The organism is Geothrix fermentans DSM 14018, from assembly GCF_000428885.1.
Taxonomy (GTDB): Bacteria; Acidobacteriota; Holophagae; order Holophagales; family Holophagaceae; genus Geothrix; species Geothrix fermentans.
Map to the genome: position 1 here is coordinate 60,704 of NZ_KE386811.1, position 6,329 is coordinate 67,032.

Consider the following 6,329-nt stretch of genomic DNA (forward strand, 5'->3'; position numbering starts at 1 on the left):
GGGCGTGCCAGCTTACGGCAAACGGCGTCACCCCTTGGATCCAGCGCAGCATACTCCGGTTGAGGCCACGCGGCGATCGCGGCGTTTTGCCTCGGCCCCGTGCGGGATTGCAACAGCAGGCTTTGGGTCGGGACCGCGATGGCCTACTCTGGACAGGACGAGGATGGTTCATGGCGTGGAAGCAGGATCTGGCGAAGTTGAAGCAGCAGCTGGGCCCGGAGGAGCAAGCCAAGCCCGCGCCCAAGCCGCCCCCCAAACCCGCGCCGAAGCCCCAGGGGGCCACCAGCCTTGATGACGAGGACGCGGTATTCCTCTCGGCCATGGGACTGAAGCCCTCGGCCCCCCGCCCCGCGAAGGCCGCCGCGCCGGCGGTTCCTGCGGCTCCCGCCACGGGCGCGCCGGAGCCCCCGCCTCCGCCCCCCGAGACCTTCGAGGAGGCGCTCAAGGACCTGAAGGGACTGAAGCCGCTGGCCCGCGGGCCCAAAGGCCAGGCCGTGCCCCCCTCGGCAGCGCCTGCGCCGCCGGCTCCGGCCCCCCCGCCCCCGGCCGCCGAGGCACCCGAGGAACCTGCCCCTGCCCCCATTCCCGCTCCAGACCACCTCCCCGCCGCGCCGGAAGTGCCCGCCCCCGCCCAGGCGCCGGTCCGGTTCCAGCTGGCCGCCGGCATGGCCATCGAGGTGGATGGGGTGCTGGACCTGCGGGGCCACACGCTCCAGGACGCCATGGAACGCCTGAAGGACCGCCTGGGCGACGGCCTCGTGCTGGGCTGGCGCAGCCTCCAGGTGATCCTGGGCGCGGATCCGGCGCTTCACGAGGGCCTGCTGGCCCTGCTGGCCTCCGGCGAAACGCCCATGGTGGCCCGCTACGCCCAGGCGCCGGTCCCCATGGGCGGCAGCCAGGCCTGGCTGCTCTATTTCACCTCTTCCCAGCCCTGATCCGAACGTGATGGAGTGCCCCCGATGAGTCTGCTGGTGGTCGGCAGTGTGGCCTTTGATGATCTGGAGACGCCCTTCGGCCGCCGCGAGCGGGCCCTGGGCGGCTCGGCGACCTACTTCTCCCTGAGCGCCAGCCGCTTCCATCCCGTGCGCATCGTCGCCGTGGTGGGCGAGGACTTCGGCCCGGACCAGCTGCGCGTGTTCGAGGGCCGCCCCATCGACCTGGCGGGCCTGTCCAGGGTTCCAGGCCTGAGCTTCCGCTGGAAGGGCGCCTACGGCTACGACCTGAACGAGGCGAAGACCCTGGCCACGGACCTCAATGTCTTCGCGGACTTCAAGCCCGACCTGCCCGCCAGCTACCGCGAGTGCGACTACCTGTTCCTGGGCAACATCGATCCGACCCTCCAGCTGGACGTGGTGCGCCAGATGGCCCGGCGGCCCAAGTGGATCGCCCTGGACACCATGAACTACTGGATCCGGGGCAGCCGCCCGGCCCTGGACGCGGTCCTCAAGGAGGTGGACATCCTCCTGGTGAACGACGCCGAGGTGCGGGAGCTCACCCAGGAGTACAGCCTCATCAAGGCCTACCGGAAGGTGCAGGCCCTCGGTCCGCGCACCCTCGTGGTCAAGCGCGGCGAGTACGGTGTGGCGCTCTTCACGCCCGAGGGGATCTTCGCCGCGCCGGCCTACCCCCTGGAGAACGTCTTCGATCCCACGGGGGCCGGCGATACCTTCGCCGGGGGCTTCCTGGGCTACCTGGCCTGGATCGAGCGGGCAGATGTGACCGCCCTGAAGCATGCAACCCTGGTGGGGTCGGTCATGGCCAGCTTCACCGTGGAGCAGTTCTCCACGGAACGCCTGGAGCAGATCTCGCAGGATGAAGTTCGCAACCGATTGGCATTATTTTCAGATATGATCCGCGTCGAAGACCTATAATCAGCACCACCTACATCCCCTGGGGGTCCCTGATGCACCAGCCCAATCGTCCGTCTGTCGGTCGGCGGCGCGCCCTCGCGATGGCGCCCGGCCTCTTCGTGGCCCTGGCTCTTGCGGTTCCCGGCCTTGTGGCCCAGGAACCCGCTGGCACGATCAAGGTGGAGGCCCACAGCTCGAAGTGGGATTATCCCAAGGAGATCACGGTCCCAGAAGGCTCCCGCACCCACATCGTGGAGAAGGGGGACACCCTGTGGGACCTGTCCGGGAAGTATCTGGGCAATCCTTACGCATGGCCCCAGATCTGGGAGCTGAACCAGTGGATCAAGGATCCGCACTGGATCTACCCCGGGGACCCCCTGATCATCGACATGACCCGCGCCGTCGCCACCGCCGGCTCCGTTCCCGAGTCCGTCTCGGGCCTGCAGCCCGACCGGCGCCGGGCCGATCCCAGCGCCCTCCGGCGGCCCGAGCTGGGTTTCGCCTTCCAGGACTTCATCCAGCTGCCCTTCTTCGCGCCGGACGGGGCCGAAGCCCACTACAAGAACCAGGGCGCCTTCACCCTCACCGGAAACCGGCGGGATGACCGCCAGCACCTCGCCGAGGGCGAGACCGTCTACATGAACGGCGGCAGCGAACAGGGCGTCAAGGTCGGCGACCGCTTCCTCATCCTCAAGACCGTGGCCCGCAAGATCAAGCACCCGGCCACCAAGCACAAGCTGGGCGACGTGGTGCAGCAGGTGGGCGTGATCCGGGTGGTGACGCCCCAGCCCAAGGGGTCCGTGGCCATCATCGAGCGCTGCCTCGACGGCGTGGAGGTCGGTGACCACCTGGTGCGGTTCACCGAGCCCGCCAACATGCCCCTCCAGCTCCGCAAGGACATCACCGACCCCGTGAAGGTGGCGCCGAACTCCCCGGTGGTGGTCTTCGCCCGGGACGCCCACCAGCACACCGCCAACGGCGACATGGTGATCGTGGACAAGGGGACCAACGATGGCCTGAAGGTGGGCGACGTGCTGCTGGCCGTCCGCACCAGGACCTTCCCCGTGGGCCCCGACGAGCACCCGAAGAACGCCACGGAAACCACCACCCACTACATCGGCCAGGCCCTCGTGGTGCGCACGGATGCCCAGACGGCCACCTGCCGCCTGCTCAGGACCACGGAGGAGATCCTCCTGGGCGACACCCTGACCCGCTAGCCGAGCCGGATTCCCTGGACCTGGGGCCCCTTCGGGGGCCTCAGCCGTCGGTGCGCCGGAACGCCACCACCACCCGCCGCCCCCTCGAGGGCAGGGCGTAGGGATGCGGCGTGGCCTCCCAGCCCGCCGGAAGGGGCTCCGAGGTCCAGTCCGGCCCCTTGAGGGCCAGGAAGGACGCGCCCGCCTTCCCATGCCGGGCCCACCAACCCGCCAGCTGTTCCAGGGAGCCCAGGGCCTTGGCCGTCCCCAGGTCCGCCGCCAGGGGGGGCAGGTCCTCCAGGCGGCCGTGCACCGGCTTGAGGTTGGCCACCGGCAGCTCCAGGGCCGCCTGCCGGACGAAGGCCAGCTTCTTGGCGGAGGCGTCCACCGCGAGAACTTCCAGGTCCGGGCGGGCCAGGGCCAGCACCACGGCCGGGCAACCCATGCCCGTCCCCAGGTCGGCCACCCGGCTCCCGGGGGCCAGGGGCTCGAGGAAAGGCAGGAGCGCGGCGGCATCCAGCAGCAGTTCCTCCCAGCGCTCGCCCTTGGGAAGGGAGGTCAGGGCGTGGGTGCGGTTCCAGCGGTCCAGCAGGTCCAGGTAGCGGCCCAGGGGCTCGGTGAGGGGGGCGGGCAGGCGGGGCTCCATCCCCTCAGGATGCCAGGGTTCGGCCTTGAAGGTTGAAACACCCTCAATTTGGGTACTTCTTCTTTGTATTCAATCTTTTTGTGTATTTTCGGCTGTGATTGATCACTGGCCGGCTCTATCATCTGAGCGGCCAGCATTGATGCAATTCGTGAACCTAGAACCTTGAGATTGACGAATGGGCCAATAGCGCTCATGATGAACCCCCTTTGATTGATCTTCCACAGGAGCAGACCATGACTGAGACCAAGCTGCCCTTCCAGATCGATTGGTCGAGCCGGAGCAAAATGCGCGGGCCCGGCGAGCAGTCACTTGGAAAGCTCCTCCATAACCTTCGGGATCGGCTTGCTCCGCAGGCTCAGGGCGTCTCGCTGACTTATGTGGACGATCGTGGCATGAGAAAACTCAACCGCGAGCACCGCGGGAAAAACATGACGACAGATGTCCTCAGCTTCCCGTCAAGTGCGGAGAAGGGAGCGTTTCCACACCTTGGCGACATCGTGATCAGCCTTCCCACCGCCGATAAAATGGCCAAGAAGTTCGGCGTGAGCCGCCGGCGTGAAGTCGAGACGCTGGTGATCCACGGCTTCCTCCACCTCTGCGGCCACGATCATGAAAAGGACCAGGGGGAGATGATGGGACTGCAGGCCCAGCTCGAACGGGAACTGCTGGAAACGGAACCTCTCTCCATGAGCCTCAAGCGGGGCCGCAAGCCCGGCAGCAAGGTCAAGAAGCTCAAGGACGGCACCCGGGTCGTGGTGACCGGCCGGGCCGCCGCCGCCCTCGTGCGCCGGGAGCGCGTGAAGAAGGAGAAGAAGGTCAAGGTCCGCAAGGTGGCCAAACCCAAGGAGCCCGCCGCCAAGCGGGGTCCCGGCCGCCCCCGCAAGGAGGCCGCCGTCGCGCCCGCCGTCAAGCGGGTGGTCCGCCGCCGCCGCCCCAGCCCCTCCCGCAGCGGCGTCATCGCCTGACCGTTCCGAACCTCCGCATGGAAAATGAGCCCGGGGGCCGATAAAATGGCCCTTTGGCCCGGCCGCGGGCCTCGACGGAGCCTTCGTGATCAACCTCCTGCTCGGCCTGGGCGCCGCCCTCGCCGTGATCCTGCTGTCCACCCTGCTCAGCATCAAGCTGTGGATCAGCATCCCCATCGGCCTCCTCGCCGGGGCCGGCCTCTTCATCTGGCAGGGCCGCAAGGTCCAGCAGGAGCTCGAGAAGATCTTCACCCGCGCGGGCGACCTGCTGAAGAAGCAGCAGTTCGAGAAGGCCATCGAGGTGATGAAGGAGGGCTACCGCTTCGCCCCCCGGCAGTTCCTCGTGAAGGGCAGCATCGACGGCCAGATCGGCGTGGTGCAGTACCTCCGCAAGAAGAACGACGAGGCCGAGCCCCTGCTGGCCTCCGCGTCCATGCAGCACTACATCGCCAAGGCCATGCTGGGCATCCTCCAGTGGAAGCGCGGCGAGAAGAAGAAGGCCAAGGAGACCTTCGCCCTGGCCCTCAAGACCGGCAAGAAGGAGAGCCTGCTCTATGCCGTCTATGCCTACGTGCTGGTGGAGATGGGCGAGCGCGACAGGGCCATCGAGATCCTCAACCAGGGCCTCGGCATCTGCAAGGGCGACGAGCGGCTCATCACCAACCGGAACCTGCTGCAGAACGGCAAGGCCCTCAAGATGAAGGTCTACGGCGAGCAGTGGTACCAGTTCATGCTCGAGCGCCCCATGATCCGCCAGGAGGCCCCGGCCTTCGCGCGGGTTTCCCGGCGCGCGCTCAGAGGTTGAGGCCGGCCCGCGACATCGCCGCTGCGCGACGATCTCGCAGGTATTGAAAAGATTTTTCCCATACTCAGCAAACGCGGAGCGGTTGCTGAGCCAAGTTGAACGAACGACTGAAGGAGCACCCCCCATGTCCGGCCACAACAAATGGTCCACCATCAAGCACAAGAAGGGCGCCGCAGACGCCAAGCGCGGAAAGCTCTTCACGAAGATCCTCAAGGAGATCACGGTGGCCGCCCGCCTCGGCGGCGGCGACGTGAACAGCAATCCCCGCCTGCGTCTGGCGGTGGACCAGGCCAAGGGCAGCAACATGCCCAAGGACAACTGGGAGCGCGCCATCAAGAAGGGCACCGGGGAACTCGAGGGCGTGACCTATGAGGAAGTCGTCTACGAGGCCTACGGTCCAGGTGGTGTGGCCATCCTCGTGGAGGCCATGACCGACAACAAGAACCGCACCACTCCGGAAGTCCGCAGCTACTTCACGAAGTTCGGCGGCGAGCTGGGCGCCCAGGGCTCCGTGGCCTACCTGTTCACCAAGGAAGGCCAGATCGTGGTGGAGCCTGAAGTCTCCGAGGACAAGGTCATGGAGGTGGCCCTGGAAGCCGGCGCCGACGACGTGGCCAACGAGGGCGATGCCTGGGTCATCAAGACCAGCCCCGAGTCCTACCAGGCCGTGAAGGATGCCGTGGACGCCGCCAAGCTCCCCGTCATCGAGGCCAAGATCATCATGGCCCCCAGCACCAGCACCGCCCTCGAGGGCTCCAAGCTCGCCAGCTTCCTCAAGCTCGTGGACCTGCTGGAGGACAACGACGATGTGCAGAATGTGTGGCACAACGGGGACTACGAGGAGCCCGAAGACTGAGGTTCCGTGCC

Annotated in this window: 7 protein-coding genes; 6 read left to right on the forward strand and 1 reads right to left on the reverse strand. The window is 67.2% G+C overall.

Going from position 1 to position 6,329, the window contains the following annotated elements:
• Positions 1–170 precede the first annotated feature (170 nt).
• The 3 genes from G398_RS19970 to G398_RS0114415 are packed head-to-tail and all read left to right on the forward strand — an operon-like array spanning position 171 to position 3,067.
• Complete coding sequence (locus G398_RS19970) at positions 171–935, forward strand: Smr/MutS family protein (protein WP_026854118.1); 765 nt, start codon at positions 171–173, stop codon at positions 933–935.
• Positions 936–959: 24 nt separating this feature from the next.
• Positions 960–1,871 carry a PfkB family carbohydrate kinase gene (locus G398_RS0114410; RefSeq protein ID WP_026854119.1) on the forward strand — a complete coding sequence of 304 codons (912 nt, stop codon included), beginning with the start codon at positions 960–962 and terminating at the stop codon, positions 1,869–1,871.
• A gap of 32 nt (positions 1,872–1,903) precedes the next feature.
• Positions 1,904–3,067 carry a LysM peptidoglycan-binding domain-containing protein gene (locus G398_RS0114415; RefSeq protein WP_084512781.1) on the forward strand — a complete coding sequence of 388 codons (1,164 nt, stop codon included), beginning with the start codon at positions 1,904–1,906 and terminating at the stop codon, positions 3,065–3,067.
• A 40-nt stretch (positions 3,068–3,107) separates the two neighbouring features.
• Here the strand turns inward: G398_RS0114415 and rsmG are convergent, their stop codons facing one another.
• Positions 3,108–3,692 (reverse strand): 16S rRNA (guanine(527)-N(7))-methyltransferase RsmG, encoded by a 585-nt coding sequence (gene rsmG / locus G398_RS19975; protein ID WP_052572060.1) that lies wholly within the window; start codon positions 3,690–3,692, stop codon positions 3,108–3,110.
• Positions 3,693–3,976: 284 nt separating this feature from the next.
• Between rsmG and ybeY the strand changes: the two genes are divergently transcribed.
• The 3 genes from ybeY to G398_RS0114435 all read left to right on the forward strand — a co-directional run bounded on the left by ybeY (position 3,977) and on the right by G398_RS0114435 (position 6,318).
• Complete coding sequence (ybeY, locus tag G398_RS20520) at positions 3,977–4,657, forward strand: rRNA maturation RNase YbeY (RefSeq protein WP_245576320.1); 681 nt, start codon at positions 3,977–3,979, stop codon at positions 4,655–4,657.
• Positions 4,658–4,742: 85 nt separating this feature from the next.
• On the forward strand, positions 4,743–5,462 hold the full coding sequence (locus G398_RS0114430) for a hypothetical protein (RefSeq protein ID WP_026854121.1): 720 nt from the start codon (positions 4,743–4,745) through the stop codon (positions 5,460–5,462).
• A gap of 124 nt (positions 5,463–5,586) precedes the next feature.
• The gene (locus G398_RS0114435; RefSeq protein WP_026854122.1) at positions 5,587–6,318 is read left to right on the forward strand and encodes a YebC/PmpR family DNA-binding transcriptional regulator; all 732 of its coding nucleotides are present in this window, start codon (positions 5,587–5,589) and stop codon (positions 6,316–6,318) included.
• The last annotated feature ends 11 nt before the right edge of the window (positions 6,319–6,329 follow it).

Coding starts and splice junctions, on each gene's coding strand:
- G398_RS0114410 (WP_026854119.1), top strand. CDS start 960: ATGAGTCTGCTGGTGGTCGGCAGTGTGGCCTTTGATGATCTGGAGACG.
- G398_RS0114415 (WP_084512781.1), top strand. CDS start 1,904: ATGCACCAGCCCAATCGTCCGTCTGTCGGTCGGCGGCGCGCCCTCGCG.
- rsmG (WP_052572060.1), bottom strand. CDS start 3,692: ATGGAGCCCCGCCTGCCCGCCCCCCTCACCGAGCCCCTGGGCCGCTAC.
- ybeY (WP_245576320.1), top strand. CDS start 3,977: ATGCGCGGGCCCGGCGAGCAGTCACTTGGAAAGCTCCTCCATAACCTT.
- G398_RS19970 (WP_026854118.1), top strand. CDS start 171: ATGGCGTGGAAGCAGGATCTGGCGAAGTTGAAGCAGCAGCTGGGCCCG.
- G398_RS0114435 (WP_026854122.1), top strand. CDS start 5,587: ATGTCCGGCCACAACAAATGGTCCACCATCAAGCACAAGAAGGGCGCC.